The sequence below is a fragment of the Micromonospora avicenniae genome (assembly GCF_900156065.1).
Lineage (GTDB): Bacteria > Actinomycetota > Actinomycetes > Mycobacteriales > Micromonosporaceae > Micromonospora > Micromonospora avicenniae.
Window position 1 is genome coordinate 16,743 of the sequence record NZ_FTNF01000023.1, and the last position, 25,707, is coordinate 42,449.

Annotated in this window: 20 protein-coding genes and 1 pseudogene; 10 read left to right on the forward strand and 11 right to left on the reverse strand. The window is 69.6% G+C overall.

What is annotated here, in order from left to right:
- Positions 1 to 312: 312 nt before the first annotated feature.
- Positions 313 to 3,324 (reverse strand): S8 family serine peptidase, encoded by a 3,012-nt coding sequence (locus tag BXA10_RS25335; protein ID WP_175649309.1) that lies wholly within the window; start codon positions 3,322 to 3,324, stop codon positions 313 to 315.
- 236 nt (positions 3,325 to 3,560) lie between these two features.
- On the opposite strand from BXA10_RS25335, the gene BXA10_RS25340 reads away from it, so the two are divergent.
- The 3 genes from BXA10_RS25340 to BXA10_RS25350 all read left to right on the forward strand — a co-directional run bounded on the left by BXA10_RS25340 (position 3,561) and on the right by BXA10_RS25350 (position 7,333).
- The gene (locus BXA10_RS25340) at positions 3,561 to 4,193 is read left to right on the forward strand and encodes an MBL fold metallo-hydrolase (RefSeq protein ID WP_076473356.1); all 633 of its coding nucleotides are present in this window, start codon (positions 3,561 to 3,563) and stop codon (positions 4,191 to 4,193) included.
- A 188-nt stretch (positions 4,194 to 4,381) separates the two neighbouring features.
- Complete coding sequence (locus BXA10_RS25345; RefSeq protein WP_076473357.1) at positions 4,382 to 5,203, forward strand: alpha/beta fold hydrolase; 822 nt, start codon at positions 4,382 to 4,384, stop codon at positions 5,201 to 5,203.
- 216 nt (positions 5,204 to 5,419) lie between these two features.
- On the forward strand, positions 5,420 to 7,333 hold the full coding sequence (locus BXA10_RS25350; RefSeq protein WP_139338137.1) for a transketolase: 1,914 nt from the start codon (positions 5,420 to 5,422) through the stop codon (positions 7,331 to 7,333).
- A 179-nt stretch (positions 7,334 to 7,512) separates the two neighbouring features.
- On the opposite strand, the gene BXA10_RS25355 is transcribed toward BXA10_RS25350, so the two are convergent.
- The 3 genes and pseudogenes from BXA10_RS25355 to BXA10_RS25365 all read right to left on the reverse strand — a co-directional run.
- Entirely contained in the window at positions 7,513 to 8,049 is a 537-nt protein-coding gene (locus BXA10_RS25355; protein WP_076473359.1) for a hypothetical protein, read from the reverse strand.
- A gap of 274 nt (positions 8,050 to 8,323) precedes the next feature.
- Complete coding sequence (locus BXA10_RS25360; protein ID WP_076473408.1) at positions 8,324 to 8,776, reverse strand: hypothetical protein; 453 nt, start codon at positions 8,774 to 8,776, stop codon at positions 8,324 to 8,326.
- Between the two features lie 45 nt (positions 8,777 to 8,821).
- Positions 8,822 to 8,932, reverse strand: a pseudogene (locus BXA10_RS25365) (ATP/GTP-binding protein); the annotation flags it as partial.
- A 153-nt stretch (positions 8,933 to 9,085) separates the two neighbouring features.
- On the opposite strand from BXA10_RS25365, the gene BXA10_RS25370 reads away from it, so the two are divergent.
- On the forward strand, positions 9,086 to 10,240 hold the full coding sequence (locus tag BXA10_RS25370; RefSeq protein WP_175649310.1) for a serine hydrolase domain-containing protein: 1,155 nt from the start codon (positions 9,086 to 9,088) through the stop codon (positions 10,238 to 10,240).
- Between the two features lie 208 nt (positions 10,241 to 10,448).
- Here BXA10_RS25370 and BXA10_RS25375 read toward each other — a convergent pair whose 3' ends face one another.
- Entirely contained in the window at positions 10,449 to 11,528 is a 1,080-nt protein-coding gene (locus BXA10_RS25375) for a bifunctional NAD(P)H-dependent oxidoreductase/GNAT family N-acetyltransferase (protein ID WP_245828494.1), read from the reverse strand.
- A 46-nt stretch (positions 11,529 to 11,574) separates the two neighbouring features.
- On the opposite strand from BXA10_RS25375, the gene BXA10_RS25380 reads away from it, so the two are divergent.
- Positions 11,575 to 12,078 (forward strand): MarR family winged helix-turn-helix transcriptional regulator, encoded by a 504-nt coding sequence (locus BXA10_RS25380; protein ID WP_076473362.1) that lies wholly within the window; start codon positions 11,575 to 11,577, stop codon positions 12,076 to 12,078.
- Positions 12,079 to 12,641: 563 nt separating this feature from the next.
- On the opposite strand, the gene BXA10_RS25385 is transcribed toward BXA10_RS25380, so the two are convergent.
- Positions 12,642 to 13,118: a DUF6069 family protein gene (locus tag BXA10_RS25385; RefSeq protein WP_076473363.1), complete on the reverse strand. Its 477-nt coding sequence runs from the start codon at positions 13,116 to 13,118 to the stop codon at positions 12,642 to 12,644.
- Between the two features lie 169 nt (positions 13,119 to 13,287).
- Here BXA10_RS25385 and BXA10_RS25390 point away from each other — a divergent pair, with 169 nt between their 5' ends.
- The gene (locus BXA10_RS25390) at positions 13,288 to 13,650 is read left to right on the forward strand and encodes a YciI family protein (protein ID WP_076473364.1); all 363 of its coding nucleotides are present in this window, start codon (positions 13,288 to 13,290) and stop codon (positions 13,648 to 13,650) included.
- Positions 13,647 to 14,957, forward strand: coding sequence for an RNA polymerase sigma factor (locus BXA10_RS25395; RefSeq protein WP_084753248.1), 1,311 nt, complete (start codon positions 13,647 to 13,649; stop codon positions 14,955 to 14,957). The genes BXA10_RS25390 and BXA10_RS25395 overlap by 4 nt, the downstream gene beginning before the upstream one ends.
- Positions 14,958 to 15,189: 232 nt before the next feature.
- On the opposite strand, the gene BXA10_RS25400 is transcribed toward BXA10_RS25395, so the two are convergent.
- A complete protein-coding gene (locus tag BXA10_RS25400; protein WP_139338138.1) occupies positions 15,190 to 15,735 on the reverse strand; it encodes a hypothetical protein in 546 nt (181 codons plus the stop codon).
- Positions 15,732 to 18,701 (reverse strand): PxKF domain-containing protein, encoded by a 2,970-nt coding sequence (locus BXA10_RS25405; protein ID WP_076473366.1) that lies wholly within the window; start codon positions 18,699 to 18,701, stop codon positions 15,732 to 15,734. Before BXA10_RS25405 ends, BXA10_RS25400 begins: the two co-directional genes overlap by 4 nt.
- A gap of 630 nt (positions 18,702 to 19,331) precedes the next feature.
- On the opposite strand from BXA10_RS25405, the gene BXA10_RS25410 reads away from it, so the two are divergent.
- Positions 19,332 to 20,597, forward strand: a complete 1,266-nt coding sequence (locus BXA10_RS25410; RefSeq protein WP_139338140.1) for a hypothetical protein — start codon at positions 19,332 to 19,334, stop codon at positions 20,595 to 20,597.
- A 145-nt stretch (positions 20,598 to 20,742) separates the two neighbouring features.
- On the opposite strand, the gene BXA10_RS25415 is transcribed toward BXA10_RS25410, so the two are convergent.
- Positions 20,743 to 22,281 carry a TROVE domain-containing protein gene (locus tag BXA10_RS25415; RefSeq protein ID WP_076473368.1) on the reverse strand — a complete coding sequence of 513 codons (1,539 nt, stop codon included), beginning with the start codon at positions 22,279 to 22,281 and terminating at the stop codon, positions 20,743 to 20,745.
- An 885-nt stretch (positions 22,282 to 23,166) separates the two neighbouring features.
- Here BXA10_RS25415 and BXA10_RS25420 point away from each other — a divergent pair.
- Positions 23,167 to 23,847, forward strand: coding sequence for a carboxymuconolactone decarboxylase family protein (locus BXA10_RS25420; protein ID WP_245828485.1), 681 nt, complete (start codon positions 23,167 to 23,169; stop codon positions 23,845 to 23,847).
- A gap of 60 nt (positions 23,848 to 23,907) precedes the next feature.
- Here BXA10_RS25420 and BXA10_RS25425 read toward each other — a convergent pair whose 3' ends face one another.
- Entirely contained in the window at positions 23,908 to 24,570 is a 663-nt protein-coding gene (locus BXA10_RS25425; protein WP_084753251.1) for a Crp/Fnr family transcriptional regulator, read from the reverse strand.
- 59 nt (positions 24,571 to 24,629) lie between these two features.
- Between BXA10_RS25425 and BXA10_RS25430 the strand changes: the two genes are divergently transcribed.
- A complete protein-coding gene (locus tag BXA10_RS25430) occupies positions 24,630 to 24,908 on the forward strand; it encodes a YciI family protein (protein ID WP_076473371.1) in 279 nt (92 codons plus the stop codon).
- An 89-nt stretch (positions 24,909 to 24,997) separates the two neighbouring features.
- On the opposite strand, the gene BXA10_RS25435 is transcribed toward BXA10_RS25430, so the two are convergent.
- Positions 24,998 to 25,690 carry a class F sortase gene (locus tag BXA10_RS25435; RefSeq protein ID WP_076473372.1) on the reverse strand — a complete coding sequence of 231 codons (693 nt, stop codon included), beginning with the start codon at positions 25,688 to 25,690 and terminating at the stop codon, positions 24,998 to 25,000.
- Between the last annotated feature and the right edge of the window lie 17 nt (positions 25,691 to 25,707).

A 25,707-nucleotide genomic window follows, 5' to 3' on the forward strand; every position in this document is an offset into this window, starting at 1 on the left:
ATTGATTCTCCTTAATCTGGCGGTTCCGGCTCTCTCTCAAATGGACGCAGATTGTTAACGTTAACAACGCCGTACCGCCGGGTCAACGAGATGATTGATGCCGATGCCGTCATGGCGCGGATCAGAGCCATACGCAGCGGGCCAGGAACACCTCGCTGCCGCGAGCCCGCCTATGCGACAGCCGGCATCGACGAGGTGCGGAGCAGCGAGGCCGGTCCCACCGGCGTCGGCGGCCCCAGATACGGCAGGGCGGGCCGGCCGGTGCCTGGGCACCTCGCCGACCCGCCCTGCTCTCGGTGCGTAGCGCGCGGATTACGACCGCACTGCGATCGGCAGAATCTTGAGCGGGCCGTCGCCGTTGCCCAGCACCAGCGCGCCGATGTAGAGACGGCCCGGGGTGAGCCCGGACCAGCGCAGCGTCAGATCCGCCTTGGCGCCCGCCTGCACGGCACGGTTCTCGGGAGCGATGGTCAGCTTGCCGTCCGCGCTACCGGGCGCCCCGGGCAGCAGAGTGGTGATGGTGTAGGTGTTGTCCTCCTGGCCGACCGGCATGTTGAGGGTGTAGAGCTGCTCGATGACCAGCGTGTAGTCACCGGCGCCTGGCAGCACCACGTTGGCGCCGTTCCGGCCGCCGTAGACGGCGCTCACCACCTTGCCGGTGCCGTCGTAGACGTCGATCATGAAATCCGCGCAGGGGGGCAACGGATCGGCACCCCAGTCGATCTCGGTGCAGCCCGGGTTCGCTGCGGTCACCAGGATCTGCGGGTTGACCGTGCCGGCCGGTACGTGCACCGTGCCCCGGTAGAGCGACGCGGGCAACGGTACCGGCAGGTTGTCCGGCGAGCGGGAGTCCCAGAGCGGCACGTCGCCGTGCAGGGTGGTCGTGGTGCTGGTTCCCGCGGTCAGGCCGATGGGCTGCGCGGCCAGGACGCCTCGGTAGCCGACCTGCGCGGTCATCGAGAAGCTGCCGGAGGTACCGATGCCGGTGATCTCGTCGGGGGCGATCAACCCGGTGTTGTGTACGACCAGCGGGATCCTGACGTGGTGCTGCAACTCGTCGCGCCAGGTCAACGAGCCGTCGGCCCAGGTGTCGAACGCACCGGCCTTGTTGGTGATCTCCACCTTGAAAGTCGCGGTGCCGCCGGCCCGCACGTGGAGCTTCGCCGGGGTGACCTCGACCGCGTAGCCCTCGGGTGCCCGCACTTCCGGGGTGTAGGTGCTGGCCCGGTCACCGACGTTGGTGACGGTACGGGTTACGGTCTGCGTACCGACCATGTTGCCCATCGCGATCGACGGATAGTTCAGCTGGTTCGTCTCGATCGCACCGGTCGTCGCGCAGTCGTCGGCGGGCACCGGGTAGCCCTTCGCGGCCAGCCCGCACAGGTACTTCCGCCAGTCCTGTTCGGTGGAGTCGTACACCAGACCCGGATCGAACGCGTCGCCCGGGTGGACCTCGCCCGCACCGTAGTTGAACGGTGTGGCGTCCGCGTCGCCCAGCTTGATCGGGTTGCCCTTGTCCGTGGTGTCCACCGCGGTCGTCATGAGCGCCGACCGGATCGCCGACGGCGACCAACTCGGGTGCTGGGCTCGCAGCAGGGCGGCGATGCCCGCGATGTGCGGAGCGGCCATCGACGTACCCGATTCGAGGGCGAAGTTCTGCCCGCCGATCGCCGGGGAGAACGCCGCTGCGACGTTCACGCCGGGCGCGCTGATGTCCGGCTTGAGCAGGTCGCCGCCGTTGAAGTTCGACGGTCCCGCCGAGGAGAACCCGGCGATCTCCGGCGCTTCGACCGAGGTCAGGAAGCCCGCCGAGAGCGTCGCCGTCGCACCGCCGGCGGCGATGTAGTCGGCGATCGGACGCGCGGCGGTGTCGGTGATGTGCACCGTGGGCACCGCGTGCAGGTCGGCGTCCAGCGAGTTCACGCCGTCGTTGTACAGCACCATCGCGATGCCGCCGGCTTTCGCCACGGCGGCGCTCTTCGCGACCCGGTCGGTGACCCCGCGCTTGCAGAACACGATCGCGCCCTTGACCTTCGCCGGGTCGAGAGTGCCGTCCTGGCACAGTTCCGCACCCTGGCCGGCACCGGGATCCACCGCGCTGGCCTTGGCCGAGACCAGCGGGGCCGGTCCGACGCCGATGGCGCCCACACCTACGCCCGTGATGGTCCTGCCGTCGCCGAGGGTGAGCGTCCGGCTGTACTGCTGGTTCGTGGTGCTCGCCGCCACGGTGGTCACCCACGGCATGGAGTTGTCGATCGTGGCGGCCTCGGGGCCGGCGTTCCCCCCTGCCGCGGCCACGAAGACGCCGGCCGCGGCGGCGTTGAAGAACGCCTCCTCGATCGCGGTGAAGCTCTCCCAGTCGTCGCCGACGGAGTAGTTGATGACGTCGACGCCGTCAGCGACCGCGTCGTCGATGGCGTGGACGATGTCCGCGCCGCTGCCGCTCGCCGAGCCGGCGCCGTTGTCGTAGAGCGCCTTGTAGATCGCCAACCGGGCGGCCGGCGCCACTCCGGAGATCGCGCCCATGGCCTGGCCGCCGATCGTGGCCGGCACCCCGTAGTCGCCCGCCGCGGTGCTTGCGGTGTGGGTACCGTGCCCGTTGCGGTCACGCGGCGAGGAGTACTCATCGGGGAAGAGGTCGGCGAGGCCGCTGTACCAGCGCGCCCCGATCACCTTGTTGTTGCAGGTGACCGGGGCCTCGATGCCGACGTCGCAGGTGCCCTTCCACTTCGCGTCGATGGTCGCCTGGTCCTGACGCGGGGTGGGCAGCGCAGCGAAACTGGCGCTCTCCGGCCAGAACCCGCTGTCGATGACGCCGATGATGACGCCCTCGCCGGCGCGGCTGGTCCCACCGAACTGCTGTTGCCACACGCCCTGCTGGCCCGTCAGCCCGAGGTAATCCGACGTGCCCGCGGTGTTGGCGTGCACCTGCACGTCCTCGTACACGGCTCGTACGCCTCGGGTGGCGCGCAGCCGGGCGACCTGCGTACGGGTCAATTCTGCGGCGAAGCCGTTGAAGGCGGTGTCGAAGGCGACGTCGGCCTTGCCGGCGGGGACCCGCGCGCCGGTCAGCACGGACTCACGCCTCTGGCGCAGGTACTCCTTGTAGGCCCTGGCACTGCCGGACTTCCGGTCGAGCTTGCCACCGGGGATAGCCTTCGTCGCCGCCAGGCCCGCTACGCCGCCGGCGTAGGTGGCCAACGGCGCATCCGCGAGTTGCACGAGGTAGCGGGCGGGCGGTCCGCTACTGGCCGGCACGCCCGCCGCTGCCGCAGTCCCCGGTGCGCTCGCCAGGCCCGTCGCGGTCAGTGCGACGGCGGCCACGATACCGACGAGGCGGCGTCTGACCCGACCGGGCACGTATGGGTTCACTTGTGGCACGTAGTTGCCCTCCACATTCGATGCCGACTGCCACGGTGGTGACGGTCGCCGAAATCTAAGATCAACAACGCGCTGTTGAGAAGTGCCCGTTACGCGACTGTCACCTTGGCAGCACCTCGTCACACGCTTCCGCTGCGGTGCCGGGCGCGCCTTCGGGTCGTCCCTGCCATAGTGGGCGCATGCACTTGATCAAATATGGCCACGCCTGTGTGCGCCTGGAGGCGGACAACCGGGTACTGGTGATCGACCCGGGGACGTTCTCGGAGGCCGAAGCGCTCGACGGGGTCGACGAGGTGCTGGTGACGCACGAGCACCCCGACCACCTCGACATCGCCAAGCTCGTGGCGGCGAGTCAGCGCAACTCCGCGTTCCGGGTGTACCTGCCGTCGGCGGCGATCGAGTCAACCCCCGAGCTGGGCAGCGCAGCGGTCGCCGTCGATGCGGGGCAGCGGTTCACGGCGGCCGGGTTCGCCGTTGACGTCGTGGGCGGGGCACACGCCGAGATCTACGACGGTCTGCCCGGCTGCGCCAACGTCGGTTTCGTCGTCGACGGCACGGTCTACCACCCAGGCGACTCACTGTTCGTCCCGCCGTCACCGGTGGCGACCCTGCTCGTACCGGCCGCAGCACCCTGGCTCAAGCTCAGCGAGGCGTTGGACTTCGTACGGGCAGTGCGACCGAAACGGGCCTTCCCGATCCACGACGCCACGCTCAACGAACTCGGCCAGGAGTACGTCGACGGCTGGTTGGACTTCAAGGGCGGCACCGAGTACACGCGCATCCCGGTCGGGGAGTCGGTGACAATCCGCTGAGCGCGTATCTCAGCAACCGGCAATCCGCGCGTCAAGGACATGGCGAAACTTCAGTCGCACTCCCGCTCGTGAAAAGCCGGGCGGATGGGGAACCACCGCGTGGACGGGCTGAGTACGCCCGGCACGGCGTGAACCGATGGCGGAGGTCGTCGGACGTCGGTCACCGGCTCACCAGGTGGGGGGAAGGCATGGGGTTCATCACCGCGAAGGACGGCACGGAGATCTACTACAAGGACTGGGGAAGCGGGCCGGTCGTCACGTTCTCACACGGATGGCCGTTGAGCGCGGACGCGTGGGACGGCCAGATGCTGTTCCTGGCACAGAACGGGTTCCGGGTCGTGGCCCACGACCGCCGGGGGCACGGCCGCTCCGGCCAGGCCTCGGCCGGCAACGACATGGACGGGTACGCCGACGACCTGGCCGCGGTGATCGAGGCACTCGACCTGACCGATGCGACGCTCGTCGGGCACTCGACCGGCGGCGGCGAGGTGGCCCGCTACATCGGCAGACACGGCACCGGCCGAGTCGCGAAGGCGGTGCTCATCTCCGCAGTGCCACCGATCATGGTGCAGGGCCCGGACAATCCGGAGGGCCTACCGATCAGCGTCTTCGACGACATGCGCGCGCAACTGTTCCAGGATCGGTCGCAGTTCTACCAGGACCTGGCGCAGATGTTCTACGGGGCCAACCGGTCCGGCGCGAAGGTGACAAAGGGCATCCTCGACCAGTTCTGGCTCTGGAGCATGCAGGCCGGGTTGAAGAACGCGTACGAGAGCATCAAGGCGTTCTCGGAGACCGACTTCCGCGACGACCTCGCCAAGTTCGACATCCCCACCCTGGTGATGCACGGCGAGGACGACCAGATCGTCCCGGTGAAGGACTCGGCACACAAGACCGCCCAACTCGTCGCGAACGCCCAGGAGATCTACTACCCCGGCGCGCCGCACGGGATGACCGCCACGCTTCAGGACCGGGTCAACAAGGATCTGCTCTCCTTCGTGCGCAGCTGACCCGCGACCTGTCCGATGGGACGCGTCGGGAGAGGGTCGGGAACGGGCGGGCGGGTGCTGATGACCCGCCCGCCCCCGGCGGCTCGCCGGCCATTCGCCGCCCCGGACCCCTGAGGATCGGCGTACACGGGCACGGCGGGCCGACCGACGTCTGATCGAGGCCGACGGGGGTAAGCGCGGCGGCAGCATCCGGTTCGCGCAGTAACAGGAGGCATCGTGACCCTCACCGCGCCCACCGCCACCATCGGCCTCGACATCGCCGCCGAGGTGGCCGCCCAGCTACGGGTCGATTCGATCCGGTCCAGCACCAGCGCCGGGTCCGGGCACCCGACCTCCGGTATGTCCGCTGCCGACCTGTTCGCCGTGCTGCTGACCCGGCACCTGCGGTACGACTGGGATGACCCCCGCTCGCCGGAGAACGACCACCTCATCCTGTCGAAGGGGCACGCCTCCCCGCTGCTGTACTCGCTGTTCAAGGCGGCCGGAGCAATCTCCGACGACGAGCTGATGCAGGGCTACCGCCGGTTCGGGCAGCGCCTGCAGGGCCATCCCACACCCGCCCTGCCCTGGGTCGACGTCGCCACGGGTTCGCTCGGCCAGGGGCTGCCCGACGGCGTCGGAATCGCCCTCGCCGGGAAGTACCTCGACAAGCGGCCCTACCGGGTATGGGTGCTCTGCGGAGACAGCGAAATGGCGGAAGGCTCCATCTGGGAGGCGCTGGACAAGGCCTCCTACTACCAGCTCGCCAACCTCGTGACGATGGTCGACGTCAACCGGCTCGGCCAGCGCGGCGCCACCGACCTGGGCTGGGACCTCGACACGTACGCACGCCGGGCCGAGGCGTTCGGCGCCCGGGTGCTCGTCGTCGACGGCCACGACCTGAACGCCATCGACAACGCCATGGCCACGGCCGCCGACCCGAGCGGGGACCGACCCACCGTGATCCTGGCCCGGACGATCAAGGGACGCGGATTCTCCGAGGTCGAGGACAGCAACGACTGGCACGGCAAGCCGTTCCCGCCCGACATGGCGGAGCGGGCCATCCGCGAACTCGGGGGCGAACGCCACCTGACGGTACGGGGGCCACGGCCCGAGCCGTCCTCCGTGGACGGTTCCAGCCCCAGCAGCGGCCCGGCGGCCCGGCCCGTCACCACCCAACCGACCGAACCGGCGACGCCCGCCCGGTACGACCTGGGCCAGAAGGTACCCACCCGCAAGGCGTACGGCGACGCCCTGGTCGCGCTCGGCGCCCAGAACCCGCGCATCGTCGCCCTCGACGGCGAGGTCAGCAACTCCACGTACGCCTTCGAGTTCGCGCGCGCCCACCCCGGACGGTACTTCGAGATGTTCATCGCCGAACAGCAGATGGTGGCCGCGGCGACCGGGCTCGCGGTCCGCGGTTACCGCCCCTTCGCATCCACCTTCGCCGCGTTCCTGACCCGGGCGTACGACTTCATCCGGATGGGCACCGTCTCCGGGGTCGACCTGTGCCTGGTCGGCTCGCACGCCGGCGTCGAGATCGGCCCCGACGGACCGTCCCAGATGGGGCTCGAGGACCTCGCGATGATGCGGGCGCTGGACGGCTCGACGGTCCTCTACCCCAGCGACGCGACCAGCACGGTGGCCCTCACTCAGGCGATGGCTGTACTTCCGGGAATCAGCTACCTGCGCACCACCCGCGGCAAGTACCCGGTGCTCTACCCGGACGGAGAGAGCTTCCCGGTAGGTGGGTCCAAGACGTTGCGCTCGTCCGACCAGGACGAGGTGACGCTCGTCGGCGCCGGCGTCACCCTGCACGCCTGTCTCGCGGCCGCAGACACCCTGGCGGGCGAGGGGATCCGGGCCAGGGTCGTCGACTGCTACTCGGTCAAGCCGATCGACAGCGGGGCCATCGCCGCTGCGGCGGCCACCACCGGACGGATCGTCGTGGCGGAGGATCACCGCGCCGAGGGCGGCCTCGGCTCGGCGGTCAAGGACAGCCTCGTCGCCGGCGGGCGCGCCCTGCCGTCCCTCGTCCATCTAGCGGTACGCGGCATGCCGGGATCCGGGTCCAGCAAGGAGCAGCTCGCCTGGGCAGGGATCGACGGCGACCACATCGCCTCCGCCGCTCGGCACCTGGTGCACGGCTGACGCGGCGCCCCGCGTACGAGGATCCGCGCCGAAGCCGCCAAGATCGTCGGTGCGCACTACCGGACCGCGAGGCTGGCGCAACGGCCGAGTCCCCGACAAAGGAGAAGCCGGGTCGCCAGCGCGCAATGCGGCCGGTGGTTCGGGCTGGAATAGCGGATGGAAACCTGCTTCAAGGTGTGTCAGCCGCGACCACCGTGGGCGACGGTGACCCGAGAGTCCGTGAGCCTGCCCACTCGGTGCACGAACGAATACGCCAAAGGCTGCCAATCCCAGAACTCGATCCCGAGATTGCCGTAGCCCCAGTCGCTGTCCCAGTCGGTCAGCGGCCTACGTAACCCACAATCTGGACAACCAACCTCGCCCGCCGGCTCCCCGCGCTCCCACTGCGCCATAGCCTCCAAGGCCTCGTCATCCTCTGGCTCGAAGGCGTACTGGCAGACCGGACAGTGCAGGTTGTGGCCCCATTCAGACCAGTAGATGTTGCGGCCGATGATGAGCTTCGCCGCGCCGGGGAAATCCCCGTCGACCCCTGCCTGCCCACAGGAGCAAGTGATGGTCTGCACGGCCTGCGATCCCGCCGGATGCGCCTGCTCCGCATTGAGCTCCGGCAACAGAATCTCTTCCCGCAACAACCACTCTCGCAGCCGCTCGCCGACCTCCGCCGCCGCCTGCAACGTCACATCCGTGCATACGATCGCCTCGAACCTGCGTGCCATGAGGCGGCAGCCTACCTGCTCATCGCCGCGTCAAATGACCCCGGAGCCAGTCGCCAACGAGTCCCCGACGCCGCGGCTTCTGCCCCCGTGCGGTTTTGCGCGTCATATTCGAACGCACGCTCATGCACGCAGCACCAGTTACAGCCGTACTCCTGCGAGAGAGTACGGGTCGCCCACGGTGACGTCCTCTGGCGGCTGCATGGAGCGGCCCTGTTGTCTGTGGCAAGGGCTGCGAGCTTTGCCGGATCGGCCGTCTTTGATCAGTCGGAGCCCGTCACGGCTGGGGTAAGCGGGCAGCCAACTCCATCGGCAGCACCCGTCGCAGGGCCGCCACCGTCGCCTTCGCTCCGAACCGCTCTGTAGCCAGCCGTTCAGCACGGGCGGACGCGCTGAAGATCTGGTCGACGGGTGCGGCCCGCAGCACGGCGACGATCCAGCCTTCCAGATCCATCACGTCGGCGGGCAGCTCCAGAGCCTCCGGCGTCGGTGCCGGCCGGGGCGCCTGGTCAGGGATCGTTTCGCCGGCCGAGGCGTACCGGCCGGGTGGAAGGCTTACCCGGTAAGGGTGGACGCCGACGCCGTCGGTGGTGGCGCGCCACCCGAGGTTCGGGCGGTACGCGAAGTCGGGTCCCGGCCGGTCGGCCACGTCGAACTCGCCCGGCCCGAGCTGCTGGGCGGGACACACGACGCAGGTCTGTTCACACGAGTGCGGAGTCGGCCCGGACATGGCGCCGATCGTACGGCAACCAGGAGGTACCAGGGCATGACGGACGCAGTCGGCCAGACGGCGGGTGTCAGCGAGAACCACCGCGCCGACGGCACCGAGCGCTAGCTCGTCCCAGACGAACCAGAACCGGTCCTGTCCAGGAGTGCCGAAGAGGTACGGGTAGGGGGGGTAGCCCCATGTCGGGCTTCGGGTTCTCCGGCTGGTGCAGCCATCGGCGACCTTCATACGGTCGAGGCACACTTTTCCGAGAGGAGCCTCGATGTGAACGCACGTTCCGCAGTCCGGAGAACGGCGAGGTGGCGGAGATTCGTGGCGGCCGCGACGGTTGGCGCGGTGCTGACCGCCACGGTCGGCGGTGGGGCCGGGTGGGCCGCCCCGCCGGCCCTGGATCACCGGTCCACGGCCACGGTGCTACAGCACGGCCTCGACGATCTGCACGGCCTCGGCGTATCCGGGACGCAGGGCCTGGTCCGCGACGGCGCACAGACGACCGTGGCCCGCAGCGGCGTCGCCGACTTGGACACCGGCGCGCCGATGCCGGTTGACGGGTACTTCCGAATCGGCAGCGAGACAAAGACCTTTGTCTCGGTGGTACTGCTTCAGCTCGTCGGCGAGGGCCGGATCAGGCTGGACGACCCGATCGAACAATGGCTGCGCGGTGTGGTCGGCGGCAACGGCAACGACGGCCGGCACGTCACCGTACGCCAGGTCCTGCAGCACACCAGCGGTCTCTACGACCCCACCGGTGACCTCCCCGCGCTGCAATCGGCCGACGAATTCCTGGAGCACCGGTTCGACCACTACACCGAGGCGCAACTGGTGGCGATGGCGATGCAGCACCCGCCACTGTTCGCCGCCGGCACGCACTGGAGCTACTCGAACACCAACTACCTCATCGCCGGGATGCTCATCGAACGGGTCACCGGACACCGGTGGTACAACGAGGTGCGCTCCCGGATCCTGATGCCGCTGCGCCTGACCCGTACCTTCTACCCCGGCGACCGGCCGACCCTGCCCAAGCCCCACGCCGAGGGATACCAGCAGTTCGCGCCGGGCGGGCCGCTGGTCGACACGACCGTCTTCAATCCGACCGTGGCTGCCTCGGCCGGCGGCCTGGTCAGCACCACCAACGACCTGGCCCGCTTCTGGCAGGCACTGGAGCGCGGCCAGCTGTTGCGGCCGGGACAGATGGCCGAGCTGCACCAAACCGTGCTGGCCGAATCGGTCCAGGAGATCCGGCCCGGAATCGCGTACGGGCTGGGCATCATGTGGATTCCCAACCGGTGCGGCGGCTACTGGGCGCACTTCGGCGACATGCCCGGGGTGAGCACCCTCAACGCGGTCACCCCGGACGGGCACCGCTCGGCGGTCTTCTACCGGACCACGGTGCTGGCCGACCCGGACCGGGCACCGGCGGTCACGCAGCGGGAGATGGCACTGCTGGACGACCTGATCTGCAGCTGACAGCCAGCGGGGAATCCATGCGCACCCGGTCGGCGGCGGGAAGGATCTTCGTGGCGTCGTCGACCGGGCGGTGGATGATCGATCACGGTGCCGAGCACGGCGCCGGGATCTAGGTGGAGGGCACGAATCCTCCTCATGAGGACTGCAAGGGTTGCCTAGCAACGGCGAGCAGGGCAGACCGACTTCGGCTCAACAGACCTCCGTGGGTTCAATCGGCCGACGTCGTCAGCCCCGCCTCACCGGACAGGTCCTTGGTAAGGCAGGTGGTTCCGTCAGAGCTGGCAACTGCTGCCGACTGGTATCCCTCGCTGCGATAAAGGTCGATGTTCCGCAGACTCTTGGTACCGGTGACCAGCACGATTCGGCGGCAATCGGAGTCGGCGGCGGCTTCGGCTGTACGCAGCAGCCACCGGCCCAGCCCCTGGCCTCGCAGATCAGGCACGACGGCGAGCCGACCCACGTGCCAGTCGGTGCCGCTACGACGGGTCCGCACCATGCCCAGTAGTCGGCCGTCCAGCCAGATGCCTGTGGTGTGCCAGGTCGCCAGCCATTCGTGCACCTGGTCCGGCGACTCGTGCAGGGCCGGTATGGCCATGGTGCCGTTGACGAGGGCCTCGTCCACCCAGCAGCACCGCTGCAGTACCGTGACCTGGGGCGCGTCGTCGGGGGTCAGTCGTCTCGCGTAGGACCCCGGCAGCGGGCCGTAAAAAGCCCCGGGCCGTGCGCGTTCCCGCATCGGCCGTAGGGCGTGGGCGACCCGGACCAGTTCGTCCAACAGACCGACACCCGCCCTGTCACGGGCAGCGTCGGGTCGCAGTCGCCCGTTCTGCAGTGCGTCACCGATACGGATCGCGACCGTGGCGCCCACCGGAACCAGGCGCAGCGTGGTCACCACCTGCTTGGCGTGCTGCACCGACCGGGTTCCCGCCGACGTGTTGCCGTAGCTGACGAAACCGATCGGCTTCCATGCCCATTCGCGGCTGAGGTAGTCCAGCGCGTTCTTCAGGGTCGCTGGCATCCCGTAGTTGTACTCCGGTGTGATCGCGATGAACCCGTCGGCCGAGTCGGCGACCGCGCTCCACCGGCGTGTGTGTTCATGCTGGTACACGCCCGACGATGGGTGTTCTTCTTCGTCCAGGAACGGCAGGTTCAGATCACTGAGGGCCACCGGCACAAGCTCGACGCCGAGTTCCGCGGCACGAGGGGTGACGGTCTCGAGCAGCCATTGTCCGACGACGGGGCCGAGGGCACCCGGACGGGTACTGCAGACCAGGGTAAGGACGCGCATCGGTTTCGTTGACATGGAAACGAAGTGTAGGTGCTAGGTTGATTACATGTCAACGAAACCGTCAGCTGGGGCCGTACGCTGGTTGAAACCTGACGAGGAGCGCGCGTGGCGGGCGTTTCTACGCGTGATGGTCGCCGTTCGGACCGGCACGGCCCGCGACCTGGCTGCGATCGGGCTCTCCGAACCCGACTACGAAGTACTCAGCACGCTGTCGGAGCGGCCCGACCACACCAGCACCCTGGGAGAACAGGCCGACAAGATGGGCTGGTCACGCAGTCGGTTGTCCCGGCACGCCACCCGGATGGAGGCGCGTGGTCTCTTGAGGCGCTCACCCGATCCGACCGACGGCAGAGGCTGCCTCCTCGTACTCACCGAGCACGGCCTGGACACACTCGGCAACGCCGCACCGGCCCACGTCGATTCGGTACGGCACCATTTCATCGACCGGCTGGACGCGGAGGACCTGGTCGCCATCGAACGGATCGCTCGGAAGGTGGGAGAGCCCCAAGCCGGCGACGATCGACCACTCAACGAGCGCCGGTCGACATGATCGTCAATGGGTCGGAGATTGGCCGCGGCCCACCGTCGTTGTCGTGCATGGTCTGCTGGTCAAACGCCAACCTGTGGCGCAGAGTTGGCCCGCCATGTGCCGGCGTTCCGGCGCCGGAAGCGTCCGGCCAACGACTCGCAGATCTCGCGGGTGCGTTGAGCGGTCAGGCGGCGTGGAACGCCCGCCTGGCGAGCGTCACGATGAGGCCCACCAGCACGCTGGCAAGGACCTCCACGCCGATCTTGATGAGAATTGCGCTCATATTGCTCTACTTTCGGGTGGATTTGGATCGGTCCAGCGAAAGCTAAACGCAGTCGGCCAACGGCGGGTGTACGGCCGGCGACCGTTGGCCGCCGTGCGGGTTCACATCGGTTTGCCGTCGCCTGGTCGGACGAGGGTCAGGGGTTGGACCGGTATAGGCTCCGGCGGTGGCTCCAGCCGGGAGCACCTAGGGCAAGCCAGCCGGTGCGCCCGGTGCGCAGCTGCCGGGTGGCGAGGTTCGGCCGGTAGCCGAGCCGGTCGATGGCGATACGTCCGTGTCTATAAGCGGCGGCCGCCGAATCTCATCCCTGCCCTGACGCCGCCTCGGCCGGGTCGACACGGCCGGGGACGTGACTGAGCCGGCTACTGACGAGCGGTATGACGATCGCCGCAGCGACGATGTGCGCCAAGGCGAGCATCACCTTGGTGGACGCCGCTGTGGCGCCGGCGAGGTACGGCCCGGCCATGGACACCGCGGTCAGCGCGATGGTGGTCCATAGGTAGGTGCGCGCCGGGCGGCGGGAGTACCGGGCGAGAAGCACCGCGAGGATCGTGCCCCAGAACACCGACGTCACCGTGCCCATGGCAAACATGCCGGTGGTGATCGGCCCGGGGACGGACGCACCGATGTTCCCCGCCACCATCGGTATTCCCACCGCACGGGCGGCCAGGCCGTAGAGCTCGGTCGCAATGGCTGCGGCCAGTCCGGCCAGCACGCTGACCAGCCACACCGGCCGGGTGGCGAGGACGTCGGTGGACGGGATCGGGGTGCTACCCATGATGGTTCTCCCTCAGTCGTGGCTGCCTTCGTGAGACAGACGGAGCGGTGACACTGGGCTCGACATCGTCGGCACAGAAATTTCTGGTAGGGATGTCGAGGGTGGCGTGCCGGCTCCGTTTGCAAAGTGAAAGCGCGCCGACGGTGCGCGGACCGGAAGGATGAGCCTGATGAAGTACATGCTGCTTATCTACGGGAACCAGGAGAAGTGGAGCGCGATCCCGGCTGAGACCTGGCCCGCGGAGATCGCCAAGCAGGACGCGTTCAACAGGAAATACCAGGAAACCGGTGAACTGCTGGGCGCGTACGGCCTGGCCGACGCCGCAGCATCCCGCCTGGTGCGGCGCACGGACGGTCCCCCCGCGGTCACCGACGGGCCGTACCTGGAGACGAAGGAGTACCTCGCCAGCCTCTACCTCCTGGACTGCCAGAACGAAGAGCGGGCGTACGAAATCGCGGCGGACATGCCGTGGGCGGACGTCGAGCCGGTCGAGGTGTGGCCAGTCCTGCACGAGGCGGCCGCCGACCTGTGATTCCTGACAGAGGCGTCGAGGACCTGCTGCGCGAGCTGGCGCCGCAGGTCCTCGGCGCGTTGGTTCGCCGATACGGGCAGTTCGACACGTGCGAGGACGCGACACAGGAGGCGCTTCTTCGAGCCGCGATGCGGTGGCCCGCCGAAGGCATTCCGGACAACCCTCGCGGCTGGCTGGTCACCGTTGCTTCCCACCGGTTGCTCGACGAGATGCGCAGCCACCAAGCCCGGCGGCGGCGCGAGGACGCGATCGTCGCCGCAACCCCGCAATCGGAACTGCTGGGCCGGCCGGCGGACGCCGATCGGGGCGCCGACCGCGACGACTCACTGACCCTGCTGTTCCTGTGCTGCCACCCGGCGCTGTCGCCGCCCAGCCAGATCGCGTTGACCCTGCGCGCGGTCGGCGGCCTCACCACCGCGCAGATCGCTGCCGCGTTCCTGGTCCCGGAGGCGACCATGGCACAACGCATCAGCAGAGCAAAACAAAGCATCAGAACCAGCGGTACGACCTTCGCGATGCCCGAAGGGCCCGAACGCGCCGAGCGACTGCGCGCCGTCCTGCACGTCCTGTACCTGCTCTTCAACGAGGGCTACGCCGCCACCACCGGCCCGGACCTCACCGCACCTCAACTGTCCGACGAGGCGATCCGGCTCACCAAGTGGCTGCGACGGCTGCTCCCTAACGACAGTGAGGTGGCCGGGCTGCTGGCCCTGATGCTGCTCACCGAGGCGCGGCGACCCGCCCGTACGACACCGGACGGGGCGTTGGTGCCGCTCGACGAGCAGGACCGCAGCACCTGGGACCCGAAGCTCATCGGCGACGGGGTCGCACTCGTTACCGAGGCCCTGGCCAGGGGCCCGGTCGGCCAGTACCAGGTGCAGGCGGCCATCGCCGCTGTCCACGACGAGGCCGAGAACATGGACGCGACCGACTGGCCGCAGATCCTCGCCCTGTACGACCTGCTGGAGCAGCTGGCGCCGGGTCCGATGGTCACGCTCAACCGTGCGGTCGCCGTCGCCATGGTGTACGGCCCGTCAGCAGGGCTGGTTCTGCTGGCAGCGCTGGAATCCGACAACCGGCTGGTGCGTCACCACCGCTTCCTCGCGACCCGCGCGCATCTGCTCGAACTCGCAGGCGAGCACACCGCCGCCGCAGCCGACTACCGCGAGGCCGCCCGACGCGCCACCAGCCTGCCAGAGCGCCGCCACCTGACCACTCGCGCCACGCGACTCGCAGCAGAGGGCATCCCCCACGCAGAATGGTTTGGAGATCGCGGCGCTGGATCCGCCTCCAGCATTCCTCGGTAAGGGACACGCCGACGTGCGGCGGGCCCGGCCGGACCACATCGCCACGGTGCACGGCCGGGTGGCGCAAGCCGTCGCGGCCGCCGAGGTCCTCGAAGAGATCCGGTTGGGAACTGTTGACCGTCTCGGGGTTCACCTCTTAACCGCTTGGGGTAAGCGGTGATCGGAACGAGGTGTCCCTTCTGACGTGCTAACCGGGCGGCCTCTGGTGTACCGGGGCTGGCTGACCTTCGGCTCAATCGGCGGAGACGCTCACCCGGAAGCCGGCCTCACCCCGGCGTGCGTCGATCCGCCCAGGCACTCTCAAGGACGCCTCACGGCAGCCCTGCACCTGGTAGCCTTCCGCGCCGATGCCGGCGGCGTAGCAGAGCAGGTACGTCGCCGGGGCGACGGGTCGCAGCGAGAACCGGCCGCCCCGTTCGACGGCGCCGGGCACCCCGCCGACGGCCGGCACCGCGGACGTCGGCACCGTGAACTGGGCGTACGACAGTTGGTCGGCCGCCGGGGCGACGCCCGCGCTGGTCCGGCGCCAGAAGTCGGGCACCGCGGTCGCGGGCACCGCGAGTATGGTGCCGCCCCGGGTGGGCGATCCCCCGCCGTCTGACTGGTCGGACGCGTCGCGCATCGTGCCGAGCACCTCGTCGGCCTGCGGACGCGGTTCGCCGAACGGGCCCCGGCCGGTGGCCCACAGCCCGGCGGTCACCAAGGCGGCGATGAATACGGCGGCACCGAGGCCGGTGGCGACGAGCGCCACCGGCCTCCGTGCCCCATCGTCGCTCACTGGAACTCGAACTCCGTACTGTGCTGGGTGCCGTCCGCGAGGGTCACCGTCAGCCGGTGCCGGCTGCCGGCCCAGGAGCGCGGGGTGTCGACGTTGAGATGGTACGACCCGAGGGTCGAGATCCACCGGTAGTCGGCACCGGGCGTATCGAAGGTCGCCGAGACGACGGCCGACTTGCCCGGCTCCTCGCCCCCGACCGTCCACTTGACCGGGATGATTCGACCGGCCTCGACGACGGTCAGCCCGTCCGGGTCGATCGGCGGCCGGAAGCCACCGAACTCGTACCGCGGAGTCGGCGCGGGCAGCCGGGAGATGCTGACGGTGATCTCGCGCGTCACCGTCTGGCCGGCGGCGTCGGTCACCGTCGCGCTGATCCGGTGCGCACCCTCACTCAGCTGGTCGGCGCGGGTCATGAGGATCCGGCCGGAGCCGAGCTCGCCGTCACGGTCCGACCGCCAGCTCACGGCGTCATCCGCCAGCAGGCCGGTCTCCGCGTCGTACGCCCCGGCGTCGAGCCGGATCGTCTGTGCCCCGTGGTACGCGGCACCGTCGGCCGGGTTCCGGATGGCCAGCTGGGGTGCCGCGTCGGGAATCGCGAGCGGCTCGGAGGTGACCACCGTGGCATCGAGCCCGTGCGAGGCGATCACCCGGACCAGGGCCGCCGGCGAGCCGGGCACCATCCACCGCGGGGCGCTGGCCTCGGTCGCCCCGGTGTCGGCCGCGTAGGTACGCCAGCTGTCACCGCCGTCCGCGCTGTACTGCGCGGTGTACGTCGGCGCGTGCGGGCCGGCATGCCGCCCCTTCCAACTCAACCGGACGGTCTCGCCGTCGCGGTCCACGGCTGCCGTCGGCCGGTCGGCGTCCGGCTTCTTCCGTTCGGCGGCCAGGGCACCGATCACCTGGCCGTCGCGCACGACGACCGCGCGAGCCGCCGACTCGGGCACCGCAGGCACGGCCACCTCGAACGTGCCGACGGTCGGCTCATCCCGCCCGTCGCCGCCCGGCGGCTCGTCGGTGGCCTCGGGGAACCGGGGCTGGAAGCGCACTCGGTGCAGCACCTGGTCGTCCGCGTCGAGCACCCGCAGCTCATAGCCTCCCTCCGGGTCGTCCGCGGCAGCCGTGACGCCGAAGGCGGGCATGGTGGGCCGGAAGGTGGCGGTGCCGGTGGCGGTGTCGACCTGACCCCGCAGCACCACGGAGGCCGGTTCCGCCGCCACGGCCGGCGCGCGCGATGGGGCGACCGCGGTGGCGTCCGGCCCGAGCTGGCCCTCGTAGAGCGCCTGGTAGTCCCGGACGTCGATCCAGCGCCCCTGGCTGTCTCCCCTCGTGGAGTTGCAGTAGCTCATCATCGGGTAGGTGGTGTGCGGCGAGGTGATCGCCAACCCCTCACGGTCACCGAAGTACCGCGCTGACACGCCCCAGATCTCCCGGTCCCGGTCGCCGTTGGGCCCGAGCGTCGGCCGGTCGCCCTGGCTGGTGCCGGTCCAGTAGGGGTAGTCGTCGGTGAACGTCCCCGCGACCTCGCCGCACCAGCCTCGCTTCGCGCCGAGGACCGGGAAGGTGCGGCCGTTTTGGTCGGCGTTGACGATGTGCTCCCGGCCGAGGGAGTGCGCCACTTCGTGCGCGCCCCGGTTGCGGGCGTACCCCGTGCCGTACAAGCCCTCGGCACCGGACAGCCACCCGGAGGAGATCGGGCTCCCGATCCCCATGGCCAGACCGCCACCACCGTCACCGAGGATCGCCGCGTGGTACATGGTCCTCGTGTCGTAGGTGCCGGAACGGAAGTCCGTCCACCAGTCGACCCAGAGCTGGCTGTTCACTTCCTCCAGCCCTTCGTCGTCGTTCGCGGGCCGTCCGTCCAGGTTGAGCGTCTCGAACGAGGCGCTCGCGTTGCTCACCGGGAACACGTCGTGCATGCGTTGGTACTGCTCGTACAGGTCCGCGAAGCTGGGTTCCCGTACCGTGCCGTTCTCGTTCCAACTGGCAGCGAAAAGGCTCACCCGAAAGTTCCCACCGGGCCGGAACTCGACCTCGGTGCCACAGTCGGCGGTCCACCGACCGCCCTCGCAGCGCACCCCGCCGGGCAGCTCCGGCACCAGCTTCACGCGCCCGGTGGTCCAGATGGCCGGCAACGAGAAGTTCAGACTGCCGGAGAACCGTTCGCGGCCGGCGGCGGCGTCCGGGCCGACAACGATCTCGGTCGCGTCGATCGGGGTCAACGGGCTGCCGGGCAGCTCCTGGCCGTCCCGGTATCCGCGCAGCCGACCGCTGGTGCGTACCTCCTGGCTGTCCACCGTCTTGAAGAATGTCCGGACGATGGTGGACTTCGCCCGGATCAACGGAACGCTGTTCTGCCAGTCCTGAACGGCCTGGTTGACCTCGATCGCAGCCAGGTCCAGTGCGTAGTTCAGGCAGCCGGAGATCAGCGAACTGAACTCGGCGATGCTCCGCGCCGCGTTCACCCGGCCGCCGCCGAAGACGTGCGGCCCGTACACCGCGCGGGCCTGTTCCTCGGTGAAGACGCCGCTGGTGAGTGCCAGCACGTTGTACCGGTCGACACCCTTGTTCTTGGCGTACGCGACGGCGTCGGCGAGGCCCTCACCGGCGTTCGGCTCGCCGTCGGTGGACATGCACATCGACCACGTCGTGCCAGACCGGCCGGCGGTGGCCAGGTGGTCGGCGCCGGCGTGGACGGCGTCACCCGGGTTGGAGACGTCATTCAGCCGCTCAATGGACCGCAGCCTGGTGGTGAAGGCCTTCACCGCCTCGTCGTCGGTGAGCCGGGTCAGGGGAATCTCCAACCGCGTGCCCTTGGCCACATCGGTACCGGAGTACTGCAGGACCCCGACGGCGACCCGGTCCGAGCGAGGAAAGACCAGCGGATCCTCGACCGCGCGGGCGAAGCCCTCGAGCTGCACCTGCCAGTCGGCGTCGGTAAGTGAGAAGGACCCATCGACGAGCAGCATCAGGTCGGTTGGTTGTTGGGACGGCACGGGTGCGGCCGCCGAGGCACCAGCAACCCCCACGCCCGCGAGGGCGAATGTGAGGACGGTGGCGACGGCGGCGAGGCGTCTACTTCGGGCTCTGCGGCGCACGGCTCTCCCTTGGTCTGGCATCGGCGAGTGCGCGCGCACGGGACCGGCAGCACCGTCGCCATGGCCGACGTCCGCGCGCCCGGTCCCCGTACGGGCGCCCCCGCAGTCTGGCCGCCCACCCACTCACAATCCATCGAATAATCTGAATGACGACACCGGGCCGGTGGCGCGGGTCACCTGTTCGGCGGGCTGCGACGAACCGCCGTGCAGTCGAAACAAGCCGTCGTTGAGCCGCGGGCACCAGCCATCGGCTGGCCATCAAACGTGCGAGCGACGCATCATGGATGAATGCTGTTCCGTCGGTGGCACACCCCGGAACGCGGCCAGGACGTACTGGCTGCCGCACTCTACGAACGCAACAGCCGGGCCCGGGAACGAATCGACCGGTGGTGGGCGGCCGGCGGAGACGACCGCGACAAGGTCTGGCGCGGCGCGTGGTTCCTCCTGATCGAGGCGGACTTCAGGTTCGGCAACCACGAGCGGCCGAAGCGGGTCGCTCCGGTGCTGGAGTTCCTGCTCGAGGCCGACCCCACGTCCCCGTACCAGCCGCAGGTCCGGCTGACCGCTTGTCTCCCGCAGGTTGCCGTCGAACCGCCGCTCGGCGTGTACGTGGGAGATCCGAAAGTTCGGGAGCTGGTCGACGCCGCGCTGGGGTTCCCCGACGCCGAACTGCGCCAACGGTTGGCCGACCTGTTGTCCGTCACCGACCAGCCCGGCCTGCTGGACGCCCTGGAGATCAAGTTCCGGAGCCGGGCGCGGCCAGGCCCGACCTATGTCGGCGTGGCGCCGCCCGGCCACGAGTCCCGGTGCGACCTGTGGCTGGGCGGCGAACCGGACTCCTTCCTGGAAATCATCTGCGCCAACCCGCACCTGCCCCGCCCACCCGCAAAACCGGACGACATCGACCTGGCCTTGCTCCCGCTGCTGAAGGACCGACTCGATCTGCTGCCGGCATTCGACCAGGCTGCTCTGGCGCAGCGGCTGCAGGAATATCTCGCCACCTGGCTGCCCGAACAGGTTCACGACCGGTGCCGCCGCGCGTTGCGTGACCTGTCGTCCCGCGAGGGCGCTGCGGCGGTGTGTGACCGGGCGCTGCGTGGTGACGCCGAAGCCGCTGCCGCCGCCCGCGACGCGGGGTACCGGCCGTCCGACCCCGCCTGGGTGCCTGTCTTCCTGCTGCTCACCCGGCAGTTCGCGGCCTATCGCGAAGCCGATCCGGACGGGCGGGTCCTGCAACTGGCGTGCACCGCCGGCGAGCCGAGGATCAATGAAGACGTCATCATCCGCCGGGTGTTGGCCATCCTGAGCACGGACCTACCCGACGACGTGGCCGCGGCCGTGCGGCGCTCGCTGCGCGACCTCGGTCCCCTGAACGACCACTCCCTCGAGGATGTCAGACGCCAAGGGATGCGAAGGGCAATCCTGGATCGCGCCCTCAAGCTCAAGCGTGAGGCGATCGCCACCGTGGTCGACGCGGGCTACCTGCCCGAAGACGGCGAGCCGGAGATCCTCCCGCTGCTCTTCCTCACCGAACAGTTCGAACGGTACGACCGCGAGGACCCGGACGGCACGAAGCTGCGCGCAGTCCTCGCCGAGCGAGGTCACGAGTACAAGCGCAAGCATTTCCGGGTCGTCGCGAAGCGGGCCGGCCGCCCGGATCCCTGGCCGCCCGAGGAGCCCGCACCGTCGCGCGACCGGTCGTCGGCCCCGCACGCCACCACATGGCCGAGCAGCATCACCGGCCACACTTTCGGCGGCCACTTGTAAGCCAGGTCCCCGCACCGGCGTACCAGTCAAAGCGCAGGACGTCGCGGCCGCCCAACGGCATCGCCCGACACAACGGCCAATGCCATCGACAACTGGTTGCGCCACGTGCGGCGTCGGCCTCCTCAGGCCGACGCCGCAACGGACGTCAGAACGGCCACTGGTCGTGGGACCCGGCCTCGATAAGCGGGACCATCGCGAACGCGGCGTCGGACAGACCGCCGAACGTGTGCCGGTTGCCGACTACCGGCGTATGCCCAACCCGGTAGCCGGCCAGGTTCCAGGTGTACACGGGCACCTGCGCGGGCACCGCCGCCGCCACATCCTCCGAGCCGTGCCAGTGCGCCTGCTCGTCGGTGAGGATGACCACCCGGTCATGACGGTCGTAGTGCCCCCGCACCGCCTTCTCGGTCTCGGTCCCGCCACCGTAGAAGTAGCCGCCGTCCTTGAACCGGCGCACCGCCGCCAGCACCGACTCACCCACCACGGCAGGGAATACTCTGCTGGCATTGGAGAAGGACACCACCGTCGCGTCCTGCGCGCGGGCGGCCAGCGCGAGACCGAACACCGTGGCCGCGTCCCAGCAGCGCAACGTGCCGTCCTTACTGAACGAACTGGTCATCGACCCGGACGTGTCGATCAGGATCAGGGTCCGCCCGTCCAGGGCCGGCACGTTCACCAGCGCATGCTGCAACGCCTTCTCCAACGCGTACGCCCACCGCAAGCTCGGTGCGGCGTTGTACGCCGACAGGAAACGCATCGGTAGCACCCGCGACCTCGCGACCTCGCCCGGATCGGCCAGCTTCTGCGCGACCGACTCGGCGACGGCGTCGCGCACACCGGCCTGGTCGAAGTTACGCAGGTTACGCAGTAGCGCCAGGTAACCCATGCTCGGGATGATCGCCTCCCACGCCGCAGCGTCCATGGCGGCCTGCCGCCAACCGGCGAGGGCCTCCCACGTCATCCCGGCTGCGCCGAGCACCGCCGGGTCGATGACAGCCCGGCGCTGCTCGACCGGCATACCCATCAGCTCGGCCCGGGCCGCCAACGTCGTCAGCGACGCCGGTGGCGGGTTGTCGCGCTTGTGACGCCGGTCCAATGCGTGCCGGAAAAGGTCGCCCTGCCGCTCGTCCTCTGCCGCCGGGTGGGTCAGGTCGATGACATCACCGAACCGCACCGCGCAGCTCTCGGAGTCGTACTTGAGCAGGCTGCGCTCGTGATACAGCCGCGCGACGGCATCGGCGATTCCCCGCTTGACCGGCTTCGGCAGCGCCCGACCATAGCGACCCAGCCAGTACGCCAGCGCCTCCCCCGGCTCGTCGGCACGCTGCAGCGCTGCGTCCACGATCGCCCGTGAGCCCGGAACACCCGCCGCGACCTGCGCACGAGCGCCCTCCAAGGCCGCCACCACCGCCGCCGAACGCAGCATCGCACCGGTACGCAGCCACGACACGAACCGCGCAAACCAGTCGGGGTCGGTGACCGCGACGGCGGCGATCAACTCACGAAACCGAGCATCGCGGCCGGCGGCGTCCTCGTAGAAGGTGTCCTCGCCGACCATGTTCGACACACCCAGCAGGAAGAGCTCGGCGCGCGGCTCGCGGGCGAACCCCGGCGCCCCCTCGGCGGTCACCGTCTCATCGACCTGGTGCCGGTTCTGGCGCAGCTTGAAGTTGAACTTGCCCATGACGCCCCCATGCCCGTCGAAGACGAGGAGACGCCACCACAGGGCACACCCGAGATCAGAAGTCGGCGACGGACTATGCCCGCTGCTCTATCCGATTGAGCTATCAGCCCGAAGGCTTCGAGGGACTCGAACCCCCAACCCGCGGATCCGTGAAGTAACCGTTGCCTGCGCACCGGGTATGCGGTGTGGTGGCGCCTCCCGAGATCAGAAGCCGGTGACGGACGGGCTCTTCACCGAGGCCGTGGGGCCCCTCCAAGATGTAACCGTCACCTTCGCACCGGGAAGTGCGTGCGTGACGCTAGCCGCGACAACTGCGGTCGGGCAACAGAGTTAGCCATCCCGTGATCATGGGCAGAAGTCACGCCGCATACCCGAGATCAAGAGTCGACGACGGAAGTGCCTATTGCTCTGCCATCTGAGCTACCAGCCCTTACAGGCTGGAGGGGACTTGAACCCCCGACCCATAGATTAGAAGTATCCGTCTTCTGCGCACCGGGCATTCGGCGTGGGCGCCTCCCGAGATCGAAGCGGCGACGGAGACTGGCCCCTGCGGGCCAAGGTGACCTGGGCCGCTGGTCGACACCACCAGAAGGCGGCGGCGGGATTCGAACCCGCGTTTCCCCGTTATGAGCGGAGTAGCCGTTGCCTGCGCACCGGGAGGTGCCGAATGCACGGTATGGGATCCCACGCGCGTCGGCAAGCCAAAATTCGTACGGACAACGTGGTTCGAGGCAGCTGATCAGCACGGTTTTGCGATCCTCCACTCCACGCCGTCAGGCCCGGCAACCGGACGATGCTCGTTAGCCACGCGTCAGCGCGGACATGCGGAGGAGGCAGGCGTCGGTCCGACGACCAGCGTGCAGACGCCCAGCATTGCCCGCACCCTTGGTCGCCGAGCACAGACGCCTGTCGTTGATCTGTCGTTGGGTGGTGATTCCGACGCGGAGCACACTGAGCTCTATGAACGGTCCGGCTTCCTTCCTCGCCGATCCGCCGCAGAGCCCGGCGGTGGCTGCCGCTTACGACGCCGATGTCACCTCCGACGGGTACGTCAACAACCTCACTCGTGTCTGGTGCTGGCGTCCGGACGTGCTCACGTCCTTCGAGGCTCTGCGTGCCGACCTCCTGGGCGAATCCGGCCTGTCGAGCCGGGAGGTAGCCGTGATGGTCGCCGCCACCGCAGCTGCCCGTGGCGACGCGTACTGTGCGCTCGCGTGGGGGTCCAGGCTGGCCGAACTCAGCGACGAGGTCACCGCCGCAAGGGTCCTGCAAGGCATCGATGATGACCTGTCCGAGCGGGAGTCCGCACTGGCCGGTTGGTCCCGTCAGGTCGTCCACGATCCGAATGCCACAACCGGGGCCGACCTGGACCGCCTGCGCGACGCGGGTCTCAACGACCGGGAGATCTTCGAGGCGACGACCCTGATCGCGTTCCGGCTGGCGTTCTCCACAGTCAATGACGCGCTGGGTGCGCGGCCGGACGCGCAGCTCGCGGAGAAGGCGCCGAAGCTCGTCCGCGAAGCCGTCACCTACGGCCGGCCGGCCTCGGCGGGATCACCGACCTAGATGCTGCGTTCGCTGGGGTCGAGGGCGCACCGCGCACCCCGAGGACGACAGCCCGCCCGCTCAGCCGTCCCGGACCGCGGCGAGCCCCGGCGGGTCGAGCACCACCACCGCTCCTGGTTCCACCCGGACCAGGCCGGACGCGGCGAGGTCCCGTAGCGCCCGGTTGACGCTCACCCGGGACAGGCCGATCTCCTCGCCGAGACCCTCCTGGGAGCCGGGCAGCCCGACCCGGCCCGCCCTCCCCCGGCCGGTCTCGAGGAGCCAGGACGCGACCCGAACGACCGGGCGTCCGGAGGCCCGCCGGGTCATCGCCAGCCGGTCCTGGTTGACCTGCTCGGAGAGGTAGCGCAGCACGTGGTCACGCATCGACGGCACGGTGTCGATGAGCTGACGCAGCAGGCTCGCCGGGAGCCGGCTAACCCGGCACGGGGAGGCCGTCGTCCAGGTCGCCGTGTGCCGGCCGCCGGCCAGCACCGCCGCCTTGTCCACCACCGCGGGCCCGGTGACCGTCACGAACCGTACCCGGGACCCGTCACGGCCGTGGCAGGCGGCGGACACGGTGCCGCTCTCGACCACCAGAAGATGTTCGGCCGGGTCTCCGGTATGGGCCAGCGCGACGCCGGCGGGAACCGACCGGGCCGTGTGCCGCCGTGCGATCTCGCCGAGCAGGGCGTCGTCGAGCGTCCGGAACATCGGCACCCTGGCCAGGCCCTGATCCCTCATTCCGCGGACTGTATCCCGCGATACAGCGGCGCGATCGCCGACTGCCTACCGTACGGGTCATGATCTGTGTCGAACTCCGCTTCACCGACGATCCGCGGCGCCTCGAGGCCCGCCCCGCCCACCGGGAGCGCCTGCACGCCCTCTACGCGGCAGGCGAAGTACTCGCCTCGGGCCCCTGGGCGGACGACTCGGGCGCCCTGCTCGTCTTCATCGCGGACCGGGCGAGGGTGGAGCAGATCCTCGCCGAGGACCCGTACTACACCACGCCCGGCGTCGAAGTGACGTCGGTACGCGAATGGTCGCCGGTTGTGGGACCGGACCAGCCCGGACGACCCTGAGCGGCCGGCACCCGCGTCGCGCCCCCGAGCCACCGCGAACGAGGACCCGAACACATCTGCCCGCCGGGGTCAGGCAGGCGCCGCCGCGGTCAGTTCGGGTAGGCGGTGACGATGCGGTTGAATTCGTAGCCGATCTTCCCACCGAGCCATCGGCCGCCGCAGGTGACCAGCACGACGCGGTGGGGTCCTTCTTCCCCGAAGAGGGTGGGCGCGCGTTGCGGCAGGTCGTCTTTCGACAGTGTGTGCACCTCGCCGATCCGATACCGGCGGGTCTGCCCGTGCTCGTCGACGACGTCAATGCTTTCACCAGGTTCGGCCCGCCAGAGTTCGGCGAACGGGCCACTCGCCGACTGCCAGTCCACGTGCCCGGCGAGGACCGCCGCCCCCGAACCGGCGTCCAGGCTCACGCCCCACCACGCAGCCTCACCCACCGAGTCGGGCACGGGCAGGGTGCCGTCCGGATCGACATCACGGCGCACGAGTCGGGCGGTGCCACCCTGCGGCAGTCGCACGGCCGGGCCGTCCAGTTGCGAGGGCTTGCTCGGCCGGTTGTCGGCGGTGGCGATCCCGTTGCCCGCAGCGGACTCGGTGGTCGCGGGCGGTTCCTGCGGGCGCACCGACGGCGAGTTCGGCGTGGCAACGGCGTGCGGTGTCACCGGGTCTGCTGCCGGGGCATGGTGGGAGAGCGCCAACGACAGGACGGCGGCGGTGAGGACCACCGCCGCCGCCGGTGCGTGTCCCCGGCGCGCGGTCCGCCGGGACCAGTTCAACCGACTGTTCATCCGTCGTCGTGTTCCGA